Source organism: Mucilaginibacter sp. OAE612, from assembly GCF_041806395.1.
Classification (GTDB): Bacteria; Bacteroidota; Bacteroidia; order Sphingobacteriales; family Sphingobacteriaceae; genus Mucilaginibacter; species Mucilaginibacter rubeus.
On the sequence record NZ_JBGMUW010000001.1, the window covers coordinates 2,349,761 to 2,372,124 of the forward strand.

At 40.9% G+C, this 22,364-nt stretch carries 21 protein-coding genes; 16 read left to right on the top strand and 5 right to left on the bottom strand.

The genetic code is table 11. The features are described from left to right. The first annotated feature begins 11 nt into the window (after positions 1-11). From ABID99_RS09820 to ABID99_RS09870, 11 genes are all read left to right on the top strand, one after another. Positions 12-1,793: a RagB/SusD family nutrient uptake outer membrane protein gene (locus tag ABID99_RS09820; RefSeq protein WP_373613591.1), complete on the top strand. Its 1,782-nt coding sequence runs from the start codon at positions 12-14 to the stop codon at positions 1,791-1,793. A gap of 93 nt (positions 1,794-1,886) precedes the next feature. After that, a complete protein-coding gene (locus ABID99_RS09825) occupies positions 1,887-3,431 on the top strand; it encodes an FG-GAP repeat domain-containing protein (protein ID WP_373613592.1) in 1,545 nt (514 codons plus the stop codon). Positions 3,432-3,558: 127 nt separating this feature from the next. Further along, a complete protein-coding gene (locus ABID99_RS09830; RefSeq protein WP_188832355.1) occupies positions 3,559-4,110 on the top strand; it encodes a hypothetical protein in 552 nt (183 codons plus the stop codon). Positions 4,111-4,686: 576 nt separating this feature from the next. Then, on the top strand, positions 4,687-4,926 hold the full coding sequence (locus ABID99_RS09835) for a hypothetical protein (RefSeq protein WP_373613593.1): 240 nt from the start codon (positions 4,687-4,689) through the stop codon (positions 4,924-4,926). 35 nt (positions 4,927-4,961) lie between these two features. Next, positions 4,962-6,218 (top strand): putative DNA modification/repair radical SAM protein, encoded by a 1,257-nt coding sequence (locus tag ABID99_RS09840; RefSeq protein ID WP_373613594.1) that lies wholly within the window; start codon positions 4,962-4,964, stop codon positions 6,216-6,218. Position 6,219: 1 nt separating this feature from the next. Further along, entirely contained in the window at positions 6,220-6,978 is a 759-nt protein-coding gene (locus ABID99_RS09845; protein WP_176627078.1) for a TIGR03915 family putative DNA repair protein, read from the top strand. Positions 6,979-7,630: 652 nt separating this feature from the next. Further along, positions 7,631-8,971, top strand: a complete 1,341-nt coding sequence (locus ABID99_RS09850; protein WP_090526023.1) for a PhoH family protein — start codon at positions 7,631-7,633, stop codon at positions 8,969-8,971. Positions 8,972-9,141: 170 nt separating this feature from the next. After that, the gene (locus ABID99_RS09855; RefSeq protein ID WP_090526022.1) at positions 9,142-9,801 is read left to right on the top strand and encodes an MBL fold metallo-hydrolase; all 660 of its coding nucleotides are present in this window, start codon (positions 9,142-9,144) and stop codon (positions 9,799-9,801) included. A gap of 273 nt (positions 9,802-10,074) precedes the next feature. Further along, on the top strand, positions 10,075-10,707 hold the full coding sequence (locus ABID99_RS09860) for an HAD family hydrolase (RefSeq protein ID WP_176627072.1): 633 nt from the start codon (positions 10,075-10,077) through the stop codon (positions 10,705-10,707). A gap of 11 nt (positions 10,708-10,718) precedes the next feature. Further along, entirely contained in the window at positions 10,719-11,513 is a 795-nt protein-coding gene (locus ABID99_RS09865; protein ID WP_176627070.1) for a DUF6438 domain-containing protein, read from the top strand. Between the two features lie 75 nt (positions 11,514-11,588). Next, positions 11,589-11,978, top strand: coding sequence for a hypothetical protein (locus ABID99_RS09870; RefSeq protein WP_090526019.1), 390 nt, complete (start codon positions 11,589-11,591; stop codon positions 11,976-11,978). A gap of 25 nt (positions 11,979-12,003) precedes the next feature. Here the strand turns inward: ABID99_RS09870 and ABID99_RS09875 are convergent, their stop codons facing one another. The 4 genes from ABID99_RS09875 to ABID99_RS09890 all read right to left on the bottom strand — a co-directional run bounded on the left by ABID99_RS09875 (position 12,004) and on the right by ABID99_RS09890 (position 16,548). Further along, positions 12,004-12,282 carry a hypothetical protein gene (locus tag ABID99_RS09875; RefSeq protein ID WP_139159948.1) on the bottom strand — a complete coding sequence of 93 codons (279 nt, stop codon included), beginning with the start codon at positions 12,280-12,282 and terminating at the stop codon, positions 12,004-12,006. 25 nt (positions 12,283-12,307) lie between these two features. After that, positions 12,308-12,814 (bottom strand): PA2169 family four-helix-bundle protein, encoded by a 507-nt coding sequence (locus tag ABID99_RS09880; protein ID WP_090526017.1) that lies wholly within the window; start codon positions 12,812-12,814, stop codon positions 12,308-12,310. Between the two features lie 283 nt (positions 12,815-13,097). Continuing rightward, complete coding sequence (locus ABID99_RS09885) at positions 13,098-13,565, bottom strand: PleD family two-component system response regulator (protein WP_308421683.1); 468 nt, start codon at positions 13,563-13,565, stop codon at positions 13,098-13,100. After that, the gene (locus tag ABID99_RS09890; protein WP_373613596.1) at positions 13,549-16,548 is read right to left on the bottom strand and encodes a PAS domain S-box protein; all 3,000 of its coding nucleotides are present in this window, start codon (positions 16,546-16,548) and stop codon (positions 13,549-13,551) included. Before ABID99_RS09890 ends, ABID99_RS09885 begins: the two co-directional genes overlap by 17 nt. A 402-nt stretch (positions 16,549-16,950) precedes the next feature. Here ABID99_RS09890 and kaiC point away from each other — a divergent pair, with 402 nt between their 5' ends. From kaiC to ABID99_RS09915, 5 genes are all read left to right on the top strand, one after another. After that, positions 16,951-18,699 carry a circadian clock protein KaiC gene (gene kaiC, locus ABID99_RS09895; protein WP_090526015.1) on the top strand — a complete coding sequence of 583 codons (1,749 nt, stop codon included), beginning with the start codon at positions 16,951-16,953 and terminating at the stop codon, positions 18,697-18,699. Further along, positions 18,699-18,995, top strand: coding sequence for a circadian clock KaiB family protein (locus ABID99_RS09900; RefSeq protein ID WP_373613597.1), 297 nt, complete (start codon positions 18,699-18,701; stop codon positions 18,993-18,995). The genes kaiC and ABID99_RS09900 overlap by 1 nt, the downstream gene beginning before the upstream one ends. A 4-nt stretch (positions 18,996-18,999) precedes the next feature. Continuing rightward, positions 19,000-19,317 carry a circadian clock KaiB family protein gene (locus ABID99_RS09905; RefSeq protein WP_090526013.1) on the top strand — a complete coding sequence of 106 codons (318 nt, stop codon included), beginning with the start codon at positions 19,000-19,002 and terminating at the stop codon, positions 19,315-19,317. Between the two features lie 2 nt (positions 19,318-19,319). Then, positions 19,320-20,987, top strand: coding sequence for an ATP-binding protein (locus ABID99_RS09910; RefSeq protein WP_090526012.1), 1,668 nt, complete (start codon positions 19,320-19,322; stop codon positions 20,985-20,987). A gap of 85 nt (positions 20,988-21,072) precedes the next feature. After that, positions 21,073-21,849, top strand: coding sequence for an enoyl-CoA hydratase/isomerase family protein (locus ABID99_RS09915; protein ID WP_188832352.1), 777 nt, complete (start codon positions 21,073-21,075; stop codon positions 21,847-21,849). A 171-nt stretch (positions 21,850-22,020) separates the two neighbouring features. Here ABID99_RS09915 and ABID99_RS09920 read toward each other — a convergent pair whose 3' ends face one another. Next, entirely contained in the window at positions 22,021-22,302 is a 282-nt protein-coding gene (locus ABID99_RS09920) for a hypothetical protein (protein ID WP_139159947.1), read from the bottom strand. Positions 22,303-22,364: the final 62 nt, after the last annotated feature.

The following is a 22,364-nucleotide window of genomic DNA, read 5'->3' on the forward strand; positions in this document are numbered from 1 at the left end:
GAGAAATCATTATGAAAAATATACAACGTGTATCAGTATTAGCATTAATTGCTGCTGGTATTTTACAGGGTTCATGTAAAAAGGCATATCTTGATCAGCCGGCTATAGGTGCGCTTAGCTCAGCGCAAATTACTACAAAAGCCGGCGTTGACGGGTTGCTTATAGGAGCTTATTCTGCACTTGACGGGCAGGGAGGTAACGGAAATAATGCCGGTTTAGGTGGTGGTAGTGCCTGGGAGGTATCGCCGGATAACTGGATTTACGGCAGCGTTGCCGGAGGCGATGCGCATAAAGGCAGTTCTGGTATCGATCAGCCGGCTATTAACTCTATTGCTACATTTACTGTTGATGCCAGTAATGGATTTTTAAACAGTAAATGGAAGGCCGATTACGAGGGTATAAGCCGCGCCAACAACGTGTTAAAGGCAGCTGCGGGAGCAAGCGGGATTGCTGATGCCGATAAAACCAATATTATAGCCCAGGCTCGTTTTTTGCGCGCGCATTACTATTTTGATTTGAAAAAGATGTTTGCCAATGTGCCCTATATTGACGAAACGACAACCAACTATGTACAACCTAACGACAAAGATATCTGGCCTAAAATAGTTGATGATTTTAAATATGCTTATGCTAATTTACCCGGCACGCAAGCACAAAAGGGACGTGTAAATAAATGGGCAGCAGGTGCGTACCTGGCGAAAACGTATCTGTATCAAAAAGATTATACCAATGCCGATAAGATATTTACCGAGGTGATCAACGGGGGGACTAACTCGCAGGGCGTAGCGTACGGATTAACTGATAATTATTTTGATAACTTCAACGCTGCTACCAAAAACAACAAGGAAACGGTGTTTGCTATCCAGCAAGCGGCAAATGATGGTACCAATACCATTGGTGAGGCCAACAATGGTGATATGTTGAATTATCCGTACAACAGCCCGTTCGGTTGCTGCGGATTTTTTCAGCCTACTTTAGATCTTGCTAACTCATTCAGGACTAACGCCGCCGGTTTGCCATATCTTGACGATTATAATTCACATCCGGTTGCAAATGATATGAACATTGCATCAGATAAATCATTTACACTGGATGCCGGTAACCTTGATCCGCGTTTGGATTGGACTGTTGGTCGTCGTGGTATCCCTTATCTTGATTGGGGTAACCATCCGGGTATGAACTGGATCCGTGAACAAAGTTCGGCAGGTCCGTATTCGCCTAAAAAGAACGTTTATTACCAGGCTACCAAGGGCACGTATGCCGACAGTCATTCATGGGCCCCGGGTAATGCAAACCAGGTTAATGTAATCCGTTTTGCAGATGTGCTGCTGATGGCTGCCGAAGCAAAAGCACAATTAGGAACAGGTGATTTGGGTTTAAGTTATGTAAACAAGGTGCGTGCACGTGCGGCTAACCCAGCCAGTTTTGTATACACTTATAAAGATGCGGCGAATCCTATGGGCGGTTATACCACCACCCCGGCGGCTAACTATGTAGTAAGTCAATATCCTGCGGGCTTTTTTACAGGTAAGGATGTCGCTTTAAAAGCAATCTATTTTGAGCGTAAGCTGGAACTGGCCATGGAAGGACATCGTTTCTTTGACCTTTCGCGCTGGGGGATAGCACAAGCAGCTTTGGGAGTATACTTTGCTTTTGATGGTAAAGTGATTACCGATGTTACAGGTGCTCATTTTACAACTGGAAAAAACGAGGTTTATCCGATACCGCAAGCTCAGATAGATCTTGAAAAAATAGGCGGAACTTCTATTTTAAAGCAAAATCCTAAATATTAATTTCAATCATTCTGTTTTTAGCGAGAAAGAGGTGTGCTTGTTGCTGCCTCTTTCTTGTATTTTAATATTGTGGTAAGGTATAAGCAAGCTTAAATGGATCTGAGAAAACGCCGGTTATCGTTTTGTGTATTTTTGATTGGTGCTGTAGTATGCTTTATGCAGTTTAACTGCGGAGAGCCGGCAACCGAGGGCGACCTGGCAAAAAACGATGGTAAGTCGCTATCATTAAAATACTGCAAAAGTTGTCATGAGTACCCGGAAGCGCAATTTCTTGATAAAGAAACATGGGTTAAACATGTATTGCCTGCAATGGCGCCCCGGCTTGGGATACAGGTTTATGATGATGATCAGTATGTGAACAATCCATCAGCAAAATCGGCTTTGTCATATGATGAGTGGCTGAAAATAGTAGATTATTATAGCAAATCGGCACCGAAGGCACTTAAGCCGGCACAGCAACCTGTTAAGCCGGTTAAAGATTGGGGTGTTTTTAGTTTGGAAAAGCCCAGCGGTTACAAACCCCTCGATGCCACAACCACAATGATTGTCTTTGATACTATTGAGCGTAAGGTTTATACCAGCGACCGTAACAGCAGCAGTATCTACCAATGGTCTGATAAACTGGTTCAGCTTTCGGCGCACCGGTATAGCTCGCCTGCTGTTGATGCCCGTTTTGAAAAAGATGCAACGGGCAAAGAACATGGCTTGTTTACTTTTATCGGATCGATGGATGCAGTTGATGTGTTCAACGGCTTTTTGACTGATATTACATTCAATGATAATGGGACCTGGCAGGATGAAGAAATAACAAACGGTTTGCCTCGACCTGTTCAATCATTAACCGCCGATTTTGACAAAGATGGATTGGATGATTTTGTAGTATGCGGGTTTGGCCATAACACAGGAGGCTTGTATTTATACACGCAGCTGCCCGATAAAAAATTTGAAAAGCATGTTGTTAGCTCAATACCAGGAGCTGAGCAGGCAGTAACAGGCGATTTTGATCATGACGGATGGCCGGATGTAGCCTGCTTGTTTTCCCAGGCCGACGAAGGGATCTGGTTGTTTCTGAATGATCACAAAGGTGGTTTTACAACACGCAATTTGTTGCGGTTCCCGCCATTTTACGGGTCGAGCAGTTTTCAGCTGGTTGATTTCAATAGAGACGGAAAGCTGGATATCCTGTATACAAGTGGCGATAACAGCGATTATTCCCGTGTGTTGAAACCGTTTCACGGTGTTTACATTTTCCTGAATCAGGGTGATTTTAAATACAAAAAGGCTTATTTCTTCCCGGTTAACGGTGCTACAAAAGCAGTAGCGACTGATTTCAATGGAGATGGCTTGCAGGATATTGCGGTGATCGCCTTTTTTTCAGATTTGAAAAATAACCCTGCAGAAGGCTTTACGTATTTTGAGCAAGACAGTCCGCTGCATTTTATGCCGCATAATTTACCGATTGAGCATGAAGGGCGATGGATCTGCATGGATGTGGGCGATTTTAATAAAGATGGTAAACCGGATATCCTGCTCGGTAATTATTCTACGGGTTTTATTAATCAGCAGGGGGTTAAGCCGGGATGGAATCCGGTTGCGCCATTTATTTTGCTAACCAATACGGGAAAGCTGAAGATATAAATTTTAATAATAGACAAAAGAGTGTTTTTGTTTAAAAATACCTGTAATAATTTAATAAATAGTTTTGTGAATTGTTGCATAAATGTTGCAGGTTTTCTATATTTACAGATATCAAACTATACTGCCTTTGAAGAAACTTGTTGCCATATTGTTGTTGATCGTGCACACCTATGGTTCGGGCGGATCGCTGATTATGCATCAATATCTGTCATGGCGGACGGAGAATTTTTATAATGAGCAGGCATCAAAAGGCTTGTATGATATTCACGATCTGAAAGAAATAGCTATCCCTGTAAACCTTCCGGGCATTCATGACTGGAAGCATTATGAGAATATAAGGGGGCAGATCCAGTTTGGAGAGCAGGCATATAATTACATACAAATGCGGGTTACAAGTAAGAAATTATACTTAAAATGTATCCCTACTTATGCGGAAACGCGTTTTAATGCGGATAATGTATTGCATGCAGCGCCGGTAAAAGGTATACCCGTACCTCAAAAAGAACATGTACCTTATGTAGGCATCTCCTTTGCAGATGTATTGATTGCCCAGTCATTTCAATCCATTGATTTCAGGGTTTTTGAAACAAAGCTTACATCAGCTGATGCGTACAGTTTTGAGTTTGAAACCACCCGCTCTATAAAAACACCCAAACAGCCGCCCAAGGCTAACTGCTAAATAACTCCCTAGTTTTCTTTTTTCGAGTTGCCTGCAACTGCTTGTTTCCGTATGAGCTTACATCGAAACTATGCTTATGATGTTATATTAAATACCATTCTGTTGATTGATATTGTCATGTTTCATATAAGAAATAGTAGTATTTGTTGTGAAAAAATAAGTCGGAGTTGATTTTTGTTTGAATTTCAAATTTATTTTTCTGTTGAATTGTAAATATTATGATATATGGGCGATTATTGCCCCTGTTTTCTGTACACTTGCTTTTATAGCATACGTTATTGAACAGTATGAATCTTAGATTGTAGAGATCTGAGTTTAGTTGAACAGTGTTTGTAGGAACATTGAATAGCGCTCCGGGGTGAGATACGGAGCGCTTTTTTTGTATTAACGATAGATATTATTGACTCTCTCTGTATAAACATCGGTCATGAATTTCTATAGTGTTTATTTTGTTGATTTGAATTGAAAATAATTTTTAGTGAATCCGGTCAATGTACTAATTGGTTCGAACATTGCACACTATGAGTTCATTGAAAGCGCTTCGCGCTTGTTGCAAATACATTAAAGTTTGTTGCGTTGATTGCCTCCAAAACGCTTGATCTGGCTTATTTGTGTCGCTGCGGAGCTTTTTTAAAAAAAAATATTGAATTGCGCAACAATGTACAGGCGGTTCCAGTTTTCGCTATAGATGCTCACGCAGTGTTGGAACTAAATATGAACAATAGTGCTAAAAGCGGTATCAATGCCGTGAAGGAAAAAGTTGTTGAGGCATACAGCAAAAAAATAGCCTTCCCATTTATTTATCCCGCAATTTGAATTGATTACTAAAAATATTAGTATTTTTGGCTAATATGAATGTAGGGAGGATAACGGAAAAGCTTAATATTTTGGCCGACGCGGCTAAATATGATGTATCATGTGCGTCGAGCGGAAGTAACAGGAAAAATAAGGACAAGGGTTTGGGAAATGCCAGTAACGGAATTTGCCATAGTTATACGGAAGATGGGCGTTGTGTTTCGTTATTGAAGATTCTGCTTACTAATCATTGTATTTTTGATTGCGCTTATTGCGTGTCGCGGAAGAATAATGATATCAAACGGGCCGCGTTCACGGTACAGGAAGTAGTTGACCTTACCATTAACTTTTATCGCCGCAATTACATTGAAGGCTTGTTTTTAAGCTCTGGTATTTTTAAAAATGCTGATTATACCATGGAGCGATTAGTGCACGTAGCTAAAAAACTCCGAACTGAGCATAACTTTAACGGATACATTCACTTAAAATCCATTCCCGGTGTAAGTGCGGAGCTGATGCAGGAGGCCGGGTTATATGCCGACAGGCTCAGTGTGAATTTAGAAATGCCTACAGAAGCTGGATTAAAACTGCTTGCACCTGATAAAAACCGGCAGGACATGATTGACCCGATGCATTTTTTGAGCCGGGAGATCATCCGGAACACAGAAGAGAAAAAGCTTTTCAAAAACGCCCCCATGTTTGCACCTGCAGGGCAAAGTACCCAGGTAATTGTTGGCGCCACGCCTGAGAGCGATCAGCAGGTGCTGCAATCGGCTAATTATTTCTATAGAAATTTTAACTTAAAACGGGTGTATTATTCGGGTTATGTACCTGTATTGGCCGACCAACGCCTGCCTGCTTTGAATACTGCGGTGCCACTGGTGCGCGAAAATCGTCTTTATCAGGCCGACTGGCTCATGCGTTTTTATGGTTTCCATGTAAACGAGATCGTCAATAATCAAAACCCGTTACTTGATCTGGATATTGATCCCAAACTCAGCTGGGCAATCCGCAATATGCAGGCTTTTCCTATTGATATCAATAAGGCTGATTTGCAGCTGATCCTCCGGGTGCCAGGTATCGGTTTGTTATCGGCACAAAAAATTGTGGCTGCACGTAAATTTGCCGGGCTGGGCTGGGAACAGCTAAAAAAAATAGGAGTGGCCATTAACCGCGCGCGGTACTTTATTACCTGCAAAAGCAATGAATTTGAACGGCGCGATTTAACAGGCCAAAATATCAAACAGTTTATTATGGCCCAATCGCAAAGCAAGTACATTAAAAATACACAAACCCAACTTAACCTGTTTTAATATGAACACGCTGGTTTATGACGGATCGTTTGAAGGCTTGCTTACAGCCGTGTTCGAGATTTACGAACGTAAACTCTATCCTGTAAAGTTATTGAAAGGGGAGTGGCGCAGCGGTGCGTTGTTTGAAGAGGTAATTCCTATTGTTACTGACGAGGCGCGCGCCGGCCGGGTATTAAAGGGATTGCGGAAAAAACTTTCAGCTGCCGGGGTGCAGCGCCTTTACATTAGTCACATGGCCGAAATTGCCGGCGAAGACTGCAATGTGCTGGGTTTTATCCGCCATGTTTTTGACAGCGACCAAAATATTGAAGAAGATTACGGGAATAGATATGTGATGCGACTATCGGAGATTTTAAAGATGGTGCGGCGCGAAAAACACAGGATGGAAGCTTTTGTTAGGTTTCAAAAACTAAATGATGGTACTTTTTATGCTGCCATCGAACCTGATTTTAATGTATTGCCATTGTTGATTAAGCATTTTAAAAGCCGCTATACCGATCAAAAATGGATGATCTATGATATTAAAAGAAATTATGGGCTGTACTACGATCTTCATGACACGCAATTCATCGAAATGAATTTTGATGAGTTAAGTAAACCGGTTAATGTAATTGCGGCTTATAGCGAGGATGAAGGTGTCTATCAAGACCTTTGGAAGAATTATTTTAATAGCATAAACATCGCTTCACGCAAAAATACCAGGCTTCATGTGCGTCATATTCCGAGGCGATATTGGCGGCATTTAACAGAGAAAATTTAACGTTTTTATGATTTTACGCGTTTTTCCTTTTTCGATACAAATGGTTTTTCATGCATTTTGTTAATAAAGGGCAATGTTAATAATGTAGCCTGTATTTCAGTTAATTACCTTGATTTATACTTGAGAAGGATTGGAATTTAATGTTGATAAGTGTTGGTTTATTGTTAATAACCTGTTAATAAAAACAATCAAAAATATTTGCCAAATCACGGTAATGTCCCGATATTGAAATCATCAAGAACGACGTACTTTGACAGCCTTTCAGGAAAACAGAAATTGAATCGGGTGAACCTTCGGGGGAACTAAAGATCAAGGGAAGTCCCTGAGTTGCAAGAAAAAATGAAGAAGGCGAAAGTCTTTTGAAAAAAGAAAGCAATTAAAGGAGGTACCGGAATTAAGAAGAAGAACTCTACGGAGGGAAACAACAGAAACCGGTGACATTGAAAATAGTCGACCGCTCGTGAGAGCAACGGACGAAGATCATGTCGGTAAGAGATACACAAAACTTGATGCTGTTGGGCAACTACGGTTAAACAACAGTTTGGAAACGGGAGTTCAAATCGCAAGAGATGACTCCCGTTTTCGCTTTTGCAGGTTTTTTGTTTGAGGAGAAATTTTTCTTCAAGCCTTAAAATCGTTATTTTAGGCGGATATGAAGGACGGTCAGCGTAACCAGAAGAAAATATTTGTTTTAGATACTTCTGTGATCCTGTATGATCACAACGCATTTCAAAACTTTCAGGAGCACGATGTTGCCATACCCATCCAGGTATTGGAGGAGCTCGATAATAAAAAGAACGGTAATGATACCCGTAATTTTGAGGCCCGAAGCTTTATCCGGTTGATGGATGACCTGTCGCACAATGGACTGATCAACGAATGGATCCCGCTTAACGGTAAAACTAAAGGCAGCTTTAAAGTTGCAATGGATACTAAAACTACCGGCCAGGATGCCGAGCAGATTTTTGGTTCAGATAAAACGGATCACCGTATCCTCAACGCGGCCCTTGGCTTACAGGAAGAAAATCCTGGCAAAAAGGTAGTGTTGGTATCAAAAGATATTTGCCTTCGCCTCAAAGCCAAAGCCCTTAACCTGCATGCCGAAGATTATGAAACGGGCAAGATCAAAAACCTGGAGGAGCTTTATACAGGTAAAACCGATGTAGATAAGGTGACGGAAAAACTGATCACCACCCTGAATAAAAATGAAAATTTACCGGCCGAAAATTTAAAGATAGGTTCGTACACCAACAATCACTTTTATGTATTAAAAGGAAAAAAAGGCGATACTGTAGGTTTTTACAATTCACAAACTAAGCAGCTTGAAAAAGTTACCGAGCAACCTGTTTTAAATATTCACCCTCGTAATATCGAGCAGTCTTTTGCTATTCATGCGTTATTGCACCCGGATATAAAATTAGTAACTATACAAGGAAACGCCGGCACGGGTAAAACGCTATTAGCTTTGGCCAGCGCACTTGAGCAACGCAAATATTATCGTCAAATCTTTGTTACCCGCCCTATTGTTCCTTTAAGCAATAAAGACATAGGCTTTTTGCCTGGCGATATTAAATCAAAGATTGATCCTTATATGGCCCCAATATGGGATAACCTAAAATTTATAAAGGATCAGTTCGGTGACGACGAAAAAATGCAGGCCAAAATTGATGAGTTAGTCAATAATGATAAAATCTCGATAGCTCCACTGGCTTTTATTCGCGGGCGCACGCTTAGTAAAATTTTCTTTATTGTTGACGAAGCGCAGAATCTAACCCCGCACGAAGTGAAAACTATCATATCCAGGGCCGGTGAAAACAGCAAATTTGTATTTACTGGTGATATTTATCAGATAGATACCCCATATCTCGATGCTGAAAGTAACGGACTGTCGTATTTAATAGATAAAGCGAAAGGGCATCCGCTTTATGCTCACATCACCCTGCAAAAAGGGGAGAGGAGCGAACTGGCCAATTTGGCAACGGAGTTGTTGTAAAGCCAGACTTGCAACGTTTTAACTTAGTAAGGCTTTGCGCTTTTATAATTCGCTCCCTAAATTCCTGGAGTCCAAACACCGAGCGTGATATCCGCTTTTCAATCGGGATCAACTTTTTAAAACTTCATAAGTCTTTCCTGTGTATCTTTAGGAAATAAACCTACGCGCTTATGAAAATATCAAAATACCTTCATTCATGCCTGCTTTTTGAATTAGACGGCTATCAGCTCTTGTTTGACCCCGGAAAGTTTTCATTTGCCGAAGGTTTGGTTACACCACAATTGTTTGTTGATGTAAAAACTATTGTGATCACCCATATCCACCCCGATCATTTCGATATAGATATCTTAAAAAGTATTGTAGAGTTAAGCGGCGCAGCGGTTGTCACTAATTCGCAGGTAGGAAAGGAGCTGGAGAAAATCAATTTTAAATATACATTGCTTGAAGAGGGAACTCATAAAGCCGGGCCATTTAAACTCCAGGCTTTCCCGGTGAGGCACGAACTTATCATGGATAATCCGCTACCTCAAATGACGGGCTTCCTAATCAATAACAAAGTATTGCACCCCGTTGATTCGATGGAAGAGAAGCTTTTGAATTTTAAAGGTATCGAGTTGCTGATCATGGTTTCGATGGCTCCATTTGCCAATGAACCAACAATTTCGGCCTTTGCCGATGAGCTGCATCCTAAGCAAATTTTGCCTGTGCACGACGGGTTTGCTAAAGATTTTTTCATACTTCAGCGTTACGCCGCGTACAAAAAACATTTTGACAAGCAAGGAATCAAGTTTCATGAAATTTATAAAGTAGGGGACGGGATAAGTATTTAGTCAGAAGTCTTGAGGCCCCAGGTCTTAACTTGGAGGATTATAAACCATTATCGTGACGACTTAAGACTTTGAACTTAGGACTTACGACTTTAAAGCCACCTGTATAAAAAGAAACCCCCGCCGAGAGGCGGGGGTTCTTTGCGGGCTCAGCCTCCTGCTAAGCCGACCCGCGTTAACCTTATCACAATGCTAAGGTGAGGATTAATAATGAAGAAAACATGAACATTAATTGCCGTTAATTTTTCATCTTAGCGAAAAACATACTTTTAGCTAATGCAGAAACCCGATAGCCTCATTTTTGATATGGACGGAACCCTTTGGGATGCCGTTGATACCTACGCCGAATCATGGAACCTGATATTTCAAAAGCTTGATATTCAAAGGACTATTAAACGAGATGAACTGCTGCACGTGATAGGTATGGATGGTAAAAAGCTTACACGGGTAATGCTGCCCGAATTTGATGAGGAAAAGGGGATGGAGATCTACAATGCGGTAAACCAGGTAAGGCGCGAAATATTACCAACCAGCGGTGGTATTATGTATAAAGGAGTTACTAAAGGCCTGGAACAATTGGCAGGCAAATACAAATTATTTGTATTAAGTAACTGTGCTGTTGGTATTATTCCGTTGTTTTTAACATGGGCAGGCATTAATGAAGTTATTACAGATAGTATGGCTTATGGCACCAACCAGATGCCTAAAAACCACAATATGCATCTGCTCATGAATAAACACAATTTGCAGAACCCGGTTTACATAGGCGATACTAATGGCGATGCTGAACAAACGCGCCTTGCCGGTATACCATTTGTGTTTGTTAGTTACGGCTTTGGTAATACGGATGACTATGATCATAAGTTTGACGATTTTGAATCCCTTACCCAATATTATTTGAGTTTGTAAGTTAAATTTAAATGAAAAGCGTATCCCTGCTTGTTTTATTGCTAACTATCCTATGTGGCACAGTATCGGGCCAGCATGCAACTGTTGAGTCGGAACAATGGATTACCGAAGACCTCGGTTATCTTTATTTTAATAGCGGCAAGGTTTATTTTAATTTGGATGGATATAAGAAACACGAAAACAAATACAAAATAGAGCATGATACGCTTAAAATAATTGATACATATACTACCAGTGCAGATAATTTTAAACAACAGCATATTGATGTTTCTAAGTTTATCATCAACTATTTTGATGGCAAAAAATTGACTATCAAAGCTGTTAATGATAATGCTATAAAATTAGCTGGTCGCCCTCCCTTACAGTTTAAAAATTATAAGGCTAGTTTCGATAACGGGATCAAATTTTCAAAACTTCGTTTCCTCTCCTCAACCTGTTATGGCAATTGCCCTCAATTACTGATCAATATTTGGGCAGATGGCACTTATCGATTAAAAGGCGGCGAGTTTGCAGATCCCTATAAGGGAGATTATGCCGGGAAGCTTACTAACCAGCAACTTGATAGCCTCAACTATTGGCTAAAACGGAGCGAACTAAAAAAGATGTACGATTGGAAACAGGGTAGCCAGGTTACAGATGCACCTAATTATTACCTGGATATCGATTTTGAAAACAATAAGGACAAACTTACGCTAACTACCAATGATCCACCTTTTAGCCTAAGCGGTTTGGTTACCTTCTTAGTGGAGTCTTTTAAAAAAGTGACCCTCACGAAAATCAAAGAAGGAGAGAAGCCGGCAAACTAAACAGGCCATTGTCATGATATAAATGTTTGCTTACCTGCTAAGTTTTTGTAGCTTAGTTAGCAAATAAAATCTCCGATGAAAACAAAAACTAAGGTTATTATCACCCTTATATTACTACTGATTATAGTAGGCTTTTTTTACTATCGATATTATTTTGTTTTTGGCGAGGGAACCAAAGCCGGTACTATGAACTATTTTGTAAAGAAAGGTTACGTATTTAAAACTTATGAAGGCAGGTTAATTCAAAGCGGGCTCCGCACACAGGTTACAGGGGGCACAATTGGCTCAAATGAATTTATATTTTCGGTAACCGACGAAAAAGTAGCAAAAGAACTGAGCAGCAACGCTGGCTCATTTTTAGAACTTCACTATAAAGAATACCTGCACACGCTGCCATGGAGAGGGGTGAGCGTTTTTGTAGTTGACAGCGTAGTTTCGGCCAAACCACTTGCGCCAGGTATGTAATAAAATGCATTAAACTACAGCCTGCTTAAGCCTTAACCAGGTTGTAGTTTAACTCGCCGTTTTGTTTGGTGATCTTTACCAAACCGCGGGCAAACAAATAGTCAAGCACTTCAATTGTGTTTTTCTCATGTGTGAAAGTATTTACCGTTGGTTCATACTCCCTTAACTTCAACGCTATATCAGCAACTGTGGCCTGCTTTAATTGCGAAAGCGTATAAATTACCTTATCCTGTGTGCAGGCAACCTTAGCGTATTGACCAGGTATGCGGCATGCCGAAAAAAATGATTGATTTGAATTGTTCATTTGCTCAATATAACAAAAATTATGATCAGGCATTAACCGTATCTCTTAACGATTTAATGGTATCATGCGCTTTTTTTAAACCTTCTAAATGGTTATTAAGCAGGGTTACAACCTGCTCATCTTCCCATATCAACTCTTTATCGTCAAGCGCGGCGCGATAAGCTTTTTTTGCTATATCTTCGCCATATTCGCAATCCGAAAGTATCGAGCGGCTGTCTTTACTAACAAAAACCGATTTTACATCCATCCAGGCGTGATAAAATTTCCCCGCGAGGGTAGTACCGTCTGCTGGATCTCCTCCTAATACATGAATGTAATCGCGTATTTCACTAACGTAATTTTTGCTTTGATCAATATATTCATTAAAAAGTAAATTCAATCCGGTTTCATCTGTTGCTTCGGTAGCCTTGTGATATCCGGCTATCCGGTCGTTATTTATCTTGATCAGATCGTTCAGTGCCGAGATCTGATGTTGTACGTGCTGTAAAACTCCCATGGCGTTATTGTTTTGTTTTAATAAATAACGTATCATATGGGTTAATGTTTTTATATTTTAGTTAGGTTGACCAGTGAAATGACCAGTTTAACTACATGCCATAAAATACAACTGGATGAATCGGCGACCGGATAAAACGGCCATCGCGAGGACTTATCCCGGAGAGGCGTAATAGCATTTTAGCATGTCAGTTTTATATTAATTTTAAAGGGATACTTAAGCAACGGGAAAAACCGGCGGCCGGGTGAGACGGCCGCCATAAGGTTCTTTCCGAAGAGGGGTAATGTTTATTTAGTTGATTGATGCTTGTTGTCTATTATTAAGGTTTTTGAACAAAATAGGCCACTTTTTTTAGTAAATCATCCATGTCAAAAGGCTTGGCTAAAAAGTCGTCTGCACCGGCCATCATTGCAGAATCACGTATATCGCGACTTGCCGATATCATGATAACAGGTATATCTTTGGTTAGCTCGTCTTGTTTTAGCTTCCTGCAGATATCGCGACCGTCTTCGCCGCTCATCCAGATATCTAACAGTAGCAAGTCGGGGAGTTCGTCTTTCATATCAAGTACTGTTGTACCATCTACGGTTGACGTTACCTCATAGCCTTCAAATTCAAGCAGCATTTCCACAGCATCTACAATGCCGGGGTCATCATCCGCAATCATGATTTTCTTGTTCTTTGTATCCATTTTAGGCGTAAGGGCTTGGTTAAACCCTCTGAAATTAGCTGTGATAAATTTACCTGATTGTAAACTATCCAACAGATCATTAACTGTTGATATCATCTACAGGTAATGCAAAGCAAAAAGTAGACCCTTTGCCTTCAATGCTGTTTACCCACATTCTGCCGCCTTCTCGCTTAATAATTTCTGAAGAGATGTATAATCCTAACCCCAAACCGGGGAAAGTATGCTGCTTATTCCCGCTTACCCGGTAAAATTGCTCAAACACCCGGTCCTTCTTGTCTTCGGGTATGCCGATGCCAAAATCCTGCACACAAACAATCACCTCATTGTTTTCGCGGCGGGTGCTGATGATGATGGTATCGGTATGCGGAGAATATTTGATAGCATTTGTAATAAGGTTGGTAATAACCTGGCTTACACGATCTTTGTCTGAATAGATACGGCCTGTTGGGGTAAAGTTTTGGATAAGTTTATGTTTTTGGGTAGTGTGCTGCAGGTCTTCAACAGTTTCCTGTAGTGTTTCATTAAAATCGAACCATGTTTTATTAAACTGTAGCCTCCCCGAGTTAATCTTGGTAACATCAAGGAGATCGCCTATGAGGTTGGTAAGACGGTTAATCTGGGCATCCATCCTAAGTACCATTTCGGCTTTTTTTTGCTCGCCTTCTTTGCTAAGCATAGCACCCAATACCTGGGCATATGCTTTTATGCTGGTAACCGGGGTTTTCAATTCATGACTTGCAATACCTAAAAAATCATCTTTTTGCCGTTGTAGTTGTTTCTGCTCATCAATATCTGTATTAGTGCCAAACCATTTAATGATCTTACCGTCAATGATAAAGGGTAAAGCCCTGGACAAATGCCACTTGTAGTTTTGATCTTTATCTTTTAATCTAAATTCACATTGGTAAACATTACCCGTGTTCACTGCATAGTTCCAAGCCTCAACACAAGCATCCCTATCATCGGGATGAATAGCATTGAGCCAGGATGCTGCTATTTCATTTGCCTGGGCGCCAAAGTAATCTACAGCACGTTGATTGAAGTAGTCGACCTGACCATCCGTGCGGGCCGTCCAAAGTTGCACTGGCATAAAACCAGTAACAAACTCAAACTGCCTGATCTGGTTATTCAATTCCCTGTTACGTAATTTCACTTCGCTTTCGGCAAGTGTTTTATCGGTGACATCAGTACAAGCACCTATGTACCCGGTAAATTCCCCCTGTTCATTGTATTGCGGATTGCCGGTGGCTATACACCATCTTATTTCACCATCCCTGCGTGTGATCCTAAAATCAACTTCATAGAACCGGCGGGCATTTAAATCGGTTAAGAACTTTTCAGCAGCCCTGGTTCTGTCTTCTTCTAAAAGCGCGTTGATCCATCCTGCGCCCATATTATCCTCATATTTAATGCCGGTCCAATCAACCCAGGTTTGATTTACGTAAGTGATATTACCTTCAGCATCGGCCATCCAAAGTACTGTTGGCGATGCATTAGTGATGTTTTTAAGCAATCGTTCACTATCAGTAAGGGCTTTTTTATCGGCAATTTCCCTTCGCAGATCCCTTGCAATTGAAGCCCGGCCTTGTGGCAAGCCGGTTACAGCGTCATAAACCAGCATGGTGGTACCGTACACAGGTATGGCTTCGCCGGTTTGGAAATGACGGTAAAGTACTTCACCGCTCCATTTACCATGCTTCATTAAAATTGGATTTACTTTGTCCCTCAGCTTATCAAGCTCATCAGGCATTAAATATTCACTGTTGTGCCTCCTGTGCCCGTTGGCACCTTTTATACCTAACATTTTTCGCCCGGCGGTATTTACATAGGTTACATTACCATCAAGGTTGGATAGGCTTACAAAATCTGAGCTATGGTTAATAAGCGACAATAATTTATACTGCTCATTTCTTGCCGCTTTTTCGGGGCGCAGATCGCGGGCCACGGATGCCATACCAATAGGCAAGCCATTTAACGGATCATCGATTCTGAAACAGTTAACGTAAACCGGAATATTCTCTCCTGTTTTAAAATGCCGGTAGTGCATTTCACCTTCCCACTTACCGTACTGCTGTACAGCGGGGTTTATCTCATTAATTACTTTGTCTGCTTCATGATCTGCAAAATATTCAACGCCGGGTTTTAAAGCCTCCTTTGTACTCCCGATACCTAATATAGTGTATGCCGTTTTATTGATATAGGTTACAGAACCGTCCATGCTGCCTACTGCAACCACGTCGGCTGTTTTATCAATCAGCGCAATCAGTTTTTGTTGTTCCTGTTTATCTAATATTTCGCGGGTTATATCCTGTACGGTACCTGCAAAGCGGATGGGCTCATGATTATCGTTAAAATACGCTTTACCTTTCAGGTGAATCCAGTATTTCAAGTGTCCTGTGTCATCAACAGTGCGGACGATTATATCATAATTACCATTGCCTACAGGATCATAAGCCTGCATTACTGCTGTTCGCAAGCGTTGCTCATCTTCCGGGTGGACAAATTTCAACAGATCATGATACTTTATCTCATCATCTTTTCGAAAACCGCAAAGCTCTTTACAGCGGTCATCCCATGTTGCGGTTTCTAATCTGGGGTTTAAATCCCAGGTACCCAGTTCGGCAGCTCGCAGGGCAAATTGAGCACGCTGTTCAGTTTCAGCCAGCTTTTTGCGGGTGTTAACCAGTTCGGTAACATCTGTAGCTGTATTCAGCACACCCCAAACTTCACCATCATTGTTCCGTAATGGTTTAAAAATAAAGTTGAAGTAAAATTCTTCAAGTTTATCGTCAACCATAACATCAACCCTTTGCTCTTTCCATTCATAAGCCGTACCGTTATCGTATACATTTGATAATATTGCATGAAAGCCCGGCTCTTCGAATTCGGGCAGTAGGTCAAAATATTTATGCCCAATAACATCATCGCCCTTCCCCCATATATCTATCATGGCTTTATTGGCAATCCTGATCTCCATTGTTTCGCCAATATATAATGCTACCGGGGTAGGAGACTCCCTTATCAGCATACGGAAAATATCTTCGCTTAATTGTTGATGAAGGCCGGCGTCGTTATTCATTATATAAATAATATTTATAAATATAGGCTATAATAATTAAGATCAAAATCTCAATTCATACATCATAATTTTCAATTAATGAGTATGCAGTTATATTAATATAACTGCAATTATTGATAAAAACGGGTTACAGAAGCGTATGCCTTGTTTTTTAAACGGTATACCTGTATAAATGTTTACTTCTGTTTTTAGAGAATTTGGTGATATGAGGTTTCAAAGGTTTGTATAATGGGGAGATTTATCTGGGACAGTAATTTCACCAAGTTTTTTGATTTTTTTACTTCACAAAATCAATTATGCCAAAACAATTTTATAAGTATCACTATTACCATACCAATAAAACAAAATCCTGTATACTTGATGGTTGTGGTATACGGGTAGTTTAAACAGATTGGATTTATTATGACCAAATTGCATAAAAAACAGCAGCTTATAACGTTTGAGCAATTGCCCAAAACTCCTACCGGTATTACCGGTTTAGATGAAATAACGGGCGGTGGTTTACCTAATGGAAGACCAACACTGATATGTGGTGAAGCGGGTTGCGGTAAAACTCTTATGTCGCTTGAGTTTATTGTAAGGGGAGCTACCGAGTTTAATGAGCCCGGTGTTTTTATGGCTTTTGAAGAAAAGGCAGATGAACTGGCTTCGAACGTAGCATCGCTTGGGTTTGATTTAATTAAACTCCAGGATGATAAAAAATTAAGACTTGATCATGTGCATATAGACCGAAGCGAGATTGAGGAGACAGGCGAATATGATCTGGAAGGTTTGTTTATCCGCTTGGGCTTTGCTATTGACAGCATCGGGGCAAAAAGAGTAGTACTGGATACCCTGGAAAATCTTTTTTCGGGTTTATCAAACCAAATTATATTGAGGGCCGAGCTTAGAAGGCTTTTTACTTTTTTAAAGGAAAAAGGTGTAACTGCTATTATAACCGGCGAAAAAGGTGACGGCTCGTCATTGACACGGCAGGGGCTTGAAGAATATGTTTCAGATTGTGTGATCCTGCTTGATCACAGGGTTGTAAATCAGATCTCGACCCGTCGTTTGCGCGTGGTAAAATATCGTGGTACACAGCATGGTACCAACGAATATCCATTTTTAATTGATGAAGATGGCATTTCCGTGCTTCCGGTAACATCTTTAGTTCTCGAAAAAGAAGTATCATCAAAACGAATTTCATCGGGGATACCTTCCCTTGACAGCATGTTTGGAGGCAAGGGTTTTTTTCAGGGCAGCAGTATCCTGGTTTCGGGCACGGCCGGCACCGGCAAAACAAGTATTGCGGCCTGCTTTGCCAATGAGGTTTGCAATAACAAAAAGAAGTGCCTTTATTTTGCGTTCGAGGAATCGCCTAAGCAGATCCTTCGCAATATGAAATCAATCAATCTCGACCTGCAAAAACACATTGACAATGGCTTACTTGAATTTCATGCCTCGCGTCCTACGCTTTACGGTCTTGAAATGCACCTCGTTGCTATTTATAAGATTATTAAAAGATTTAAACCCGCAGCGGTGATCCTCGACCCGATTACAAACCTCATTACGGTGGGTTCGGTAAGTGAAGTAAAATCGATGCTGATTAGGCTGATAGATTTTTTACAGGACGAACAGATCACGGTTATGTTTACTGCCCTCAGTTTAAATACGGTGGTAAGTGAACAAACCGACGAAGGCGTCTCATCATTAGTTGATACCTGGCTGCTTGTAAGGGATATCGAATCGAACGGTGAACGCAACAGGGGGTTATATATTATGAAATCGCGTGGGATGAGCCACTCAAACCAGGTACGCGAGTTTACCATTACCGATAAAGGGTTAAGCCTGGTTGATGTTTATCTTGGCCCTGATGGAGTGCTTACAGGATCGGCCAGGGAAGCACAAAAATTAAGAGAAAAAACAGGCGTCGCATTGAGGGAATTCGCAATATCCCGTAAAGATAAAGAGATATTGCGCCGGCGTATGATGCTTGAATCAAAAATTGCAAGCTTGCAGGCCGAATTTGAATCGACAGAGGAGGAATTAAATAAAATATACCTGGAAGAAGAATTAAAACAGAATATTATAGAAAGAAACCGCCAGGAGATAACCGATATCCGCCGCGGAAATGCGGATACGCTTAAAAGTAAATCAAAAAGTAAAAAATAATGGAACTGGATGAAGTTATAAAATATGAGTTAAGGCTGTATGTAGCGGGCAAAACTGCTAAATCAGTTACCGCGTTCACCAACCTAAAAAAATATTGTGAAGAACATTTGAAAGGTCAGTATGTTATTGAAGTAATTGACTTGCTGCAGCAGCCTCAACTGGCCGAAGGGGATCAAATATTTGCAATCCCCACGCTGGTAAGAAAAGTACCTGAACCGATTCGCAAAATAATAGGCGACTTGAGCAACGAGGAAAAAGTTTTGGTTGGATTGAATATAATACCAGTAAGTAAATAGTTAGATGACCGAGCAAAACCAGTTGCCTTTAGATCAGGGAGAAAGTCAATTTTTCCGATTGCGTTTATTTGTAATTGGAGCATCGCCCAATTCTGTCAGGGCAATAGCCAACTTGAAAATTATTTGTGAGCAGTACCTTAAGCCTAATTACGAGCTCGAGATAATTGATGTCTATCAGCAACCGCTCATTGCCAAGGAAGAACAGATCATAGCATTGCCTTTACTTATTAAAAAATCTCCCGGCGTCGAACGTAAGCTTATCGGAGATATGTCAAACACCGACAAAGTTTTAAAAGGGCTGGGAATACTTACAGAAAGCTAATTATGGAGCCGGACAAACTTACATATGAGCAGTTGCTTGCGGAAAACAATAAGCTTCGATATCAATTAGAAGAAGCTACCGACGTCATTTCTGCTATTCGTAATGGTCAGGTTGATGCTTTTATAGTTAAAGATGATGAAGGCCACCAGCTTTATACGTTGAAAACGGCCGATCAAACCTACCGCGTTTTCATTGAAAAAATGAACGAGGGAGCTGTTACGTTGAATAGCGATGGTACGATATTATATAGCAATTCGAGCTTTGCGGCTATGGTTAATGAACCCTTGGAAAAAGTGATCGGGCTGGATTTGAACACTTTTGTTGCCGAAGTTTCGGTGGAGAAGTATAAGCAGATAATCAGGGATGGCTGGAATGCCGATTGCAAGGGCGAGGTTTTATTATCAAATCGGGATGGTAAACTGACTCCCTGTTTATTATCATCTACCACGCTTGACCTTGATGAAGGAACGGCATTGAGTTTGATCCTGACCGATTTGACTGCTCAAAAGGAAACCGAATGGGAGCTGAAAATTAAAAATGATCAGCTTGAAGAAGCCCAGAATATTGCCGAGAGGCTGAATAATGATCTGGAAGATACTGTGAGGGAGCGTACCAATGATTTGCTTATCAGCAGGGAACATTTTAAGTTGCTGGCTAATAACATTACTCAAATGACCTGGACGAATTTGCCCGGTGGCGAAGTTGATTTTTATAATCAGCGCTGGTTTGATTATACGGGCAGGCGATATGGTGAAACAGCAGGCTGGGGCTGGCAACAGATCGTACACCCAGATGATCTGCAAAAAACAATGAGTGCTTACCTCGAATCTTTGCAAAGCGGGAGTGTTTATGAATTGGAAAACAGGTACCTCCGCTGGGATAATACTTATCGCTGGCACCTTAACCGCGCAGTGCCGTTAAGAGATGATAACGGGGAAATCCTTTTTTGGGTAGGTACCGCGACCGACATTGAGGAACAGAAAAAGCAGCTTGATTTGAAGGATGAGTTTATTGGTGTGGCCAGCCATGAACTTAAAACACCTTTAACCAGCCTGAAAGGTTATTTACAGCTTATTTTGGCCTATAAAAAGGAGGAAGTACCATCAATAGTAAAACAATATATTGAAAAGGCCGGCACTGCTTTAAATAAGCTTCAGCGTTTGGTTAACGATTTGCTTGATGTAAGCAAAATTCATGCGGGAGGCCTTGAATATGCCATGGCGAAAGTAAACCTTCGTGAACTGGTAGCGTCAACTTTAGAAAATGCTATCCACCTTTATCCCGAATTTAATTTTATCAATAAATCGGAAAATGATTTTTTTATAGATGGAAATGCTGGCCGGCTGGAGCAGGTACTGGTAAATTTCATTAACAACTCTGTAAAATATTCAACCGGGAATAAAAATATCATTATTGAAACCCGGAATATAAACGGTAAGGTGCGTGTATCAGTAACAGACTTTGGCATCGGATTGTCTGCCGCGCAAATCGAGCATATTTTTGAGCGGTTTTATCGTGTCGAAGATAAAAAATTTATGACGAGCGGCCTTGGTATGGGGCTTTATATCTCGGCTGAGATCATTAATAATCATAACGGCGATATAGGGGTAGAAAGTGAGCTTGGTGCAGGCGCTACTTTTTATTTTGAGCTGCCCTTGCTTGAAAAGTAAATGACTGTTTTTTAGGCTCAAAATTGCAGTTGACATAAATACTTCTGATATTGGTTGGAAAACCATCTGATATAAAAAATAAAATATGCCTGCCGAAAACGGAAATGTATCCATTGTAAATGAGCCTGATGGTGTAACTACCATTTGTTTTTATCATCCGGCACAAAACTCCCTGCCCTCGGCGCTATTAAAACAACTTGCCGATGCGGTATTCAGCGCCGGTAATGATCCGGAAACAAAAGTCATTGTTTTAAAAAGCACGGGCGATCGTACTTTTTGCGCGGGGGCAAGCTTTGACGAGCTGTTGCAAATTAAGGATAGGGAGACCGGCGCGTTATTTTTTGAAGGGTTTTCTAACGTGATTAGTGCCTGCCGCAAATGCCCTAAAATAATAATTGCGAGGGTACAGGGTAAAACAGTTGGAGGTGGGGTTGGCCTTGCCGCCGCTGCCGATTATAGCCTGGCCAGCGAGGCAGCATCAATAAAGTTAAGTGAGCTTACTATAGGTATTGGCCCCTTTGTGATAGCCCCCGCTGTGATCCGTAAAATAGGGTTATCAGCATTTTCACAGCTCACTATCAGCGCGTCAGATTTTCAAACTGCCCAATGGGCAAAGCAAAACGGCTTGTATAATGAGGTTTATGAAGATACTCCTAGTCTTGATGCGGCTGTATATGAGCTTACTCAAAAATTAGCTTCATATAACCCGGCAGCACTTACTGGCTTAAAACAGGTACTTTGGGAAGGCACTGCTGATTGGGATGAATTGCTTAAACAACGTGCGGCTATAAGTGGTGAGCTGGTTTTATCAGAATTTACGCAACGGGCATTACATTCTTTTTTTAAGGATAGAACCAAGTAATATTTGAGTAATAACTGCCTGTATTTTTACACAACCCTTAAAACCTCTCATTTTTAACGGGGGCTAATTTTGTGTACATCTAAATGGCATTGGTTAATGTATATGATCGTTTTATACTGGCATAGTTACATATTATAATAAAGCCTCCGGCAACCCGGAGGCTTTATTTTTTTACCAGTGCCTGCAATAACGATGAACACGATAGTGTCTTTGATAGTATACCGGCGCATCATAATATCTTGCTGCGTAATAGCGCGGACGACCATAATAAACAGGACGGTCATAATAAACGTCCCTGCCATAGTAAACAGGTGCTTCGTAATATCCACTTGTGTAAACTACCCTATGATAAGGACGGCCAAAATGCGCGCTGATACTTATGCTTTGAGCTTTTGCAAATTGAAATGAAAACATCATCACAAAAGCTATTATTGAAAATCGGATAAATTTCATGGTCGTAAATTTTAGTTAATACCTGAATTGTAATACATAATTATGACTGGCGATAGATAAGT

Bases quoted from the DNA above. Each gene is read 5' to 3' on its own strand.
- ABID99_RS09820 (WP_373613591.1), top strand. From the start codon at position 12: ATGAAAAATATACAACGTGTATCAGTATTAGCATTAATTGCTGCTGGT.
- ABID99_RS09825 (WP_373613592.1), top strand. From the start codon at position 1,887: ATGGATCTGAGAAAACGCCGGTTATCGTTTTGTGTATTTTTGATTGGT.
- ABID99_RS09840 (WP_373613594.1), top strand. From the start codon at position 4,962: ATGAATGTAGGGAGGATAACGGAAAAGCTTAATATTTTGGCCGACGCG.
- ABID99_RS09845 (WP_176627078.1), top strand. From the start codon at position 6,220: ATGAACACGCTGGTTTATGACGGATCGTTTGAAGGCTTGCTTACAGCC.
- ABID99_RS09850 (WP_090526023.1), top strand. From the start codon at position 7,631: ATGAAGGACGGTCAGCGTAACCAGAAGAAAATATTTGTTTTAGATACT.
- ABID99_RS09855 (WP_090526022.1), top strand. From the start codon at position 9,142: ATGAAAATATCAAAATACCTTCATTCATGCCTGCTTTTTGAATTAGAC.
- ABID99_RS09860 (WP_176627072.1), top strand. From the start codon at position 10,075: ATGCAGAAACCCGATAGCCTCATTTTTGATATGGACGGAACCCTTTGG.
- ABID99_RS09865 (WP_176627070.1), top strand. From the start codon at position 10,719: ATGAAAAGCGTATCCCTGCTTGTTTTATTGCTAACTATCCTATGTGGC.
- ABID99_RS09870 (WP_090526019.1), top strand. From the start codon at position 11,589: ATGAAAACAAAAACTAAGGTTATTATCACCCTTATATTACTACTGATT.
- ABID99_RS09875 (WP_139159948.1), bottom strand. From the start codon at position 12,282: ATGAACAATTCAAATCAATCATTTTTTTCGGCATGCCGCATACCTGGT.
- ABID99_RS09880 (WP_090526017.1), bottom strand. From the start codon at position 12,814: ATGATACGTTATTTATTAAAACAAAACAATAACGCCATGGGAGTTTTA.
- ABID99_RS09885 (WP_308421683.1), bottom strand. From the start codon at position 13,565: ATGATATCAACAGTTAATGATCTGTTGGATAGTTTACAATCAGGTAAA.
- ABID99_RS09890 (WP_373613596.1), bottom strand. From the start codon at position 16,548: ATGAATAACGACGCCGGCCTTCATCAACAATTAAGCGAAGATATTTTC.
- kaiC (WP_090526015.1), top strand. From the start codon at position 16,951: ATGACCAAATTGCATAAAAAACAGCAGCTTATAACGTTTGAGCAATTG.
- ABID99_RS09900 (WP_373613597.1), top strand. From the start codon at position 18,699: ATGGAACTGGATGAAGTTATAAAATATGAGTTAAGGCTGTATGTAGCG.
- ABID99_RS09905 (WP_090526013.1), top strand. From the start codon at position 19,000: ATGACCGAGCAAAACCAGTTGCCTTTAGATCAGGGAGAAAGTCAATTT.
- ABID99_RS09910 (WP_090526012.1), top strand. From the start codon at position 19,320: ATGGAGCCGGACAAACTTACATATGAGCAGTTGCTTGCGGAAAACAAT.
- ABID99_RS09915 (WP_188832352.1), top strand. From the start codon at position 21,073: ATGCCTGCCGAAAACGGAAATGTATCCATTGTAAATGAGCCTGATGGT.
- ABID99_RS09920 (WP_139159947.1), bottom strand. From the start codon at position 22,302: ATGAAATTTATCCGATTTTCAATAATAGCTTTTGTGATGATGTTTTCA.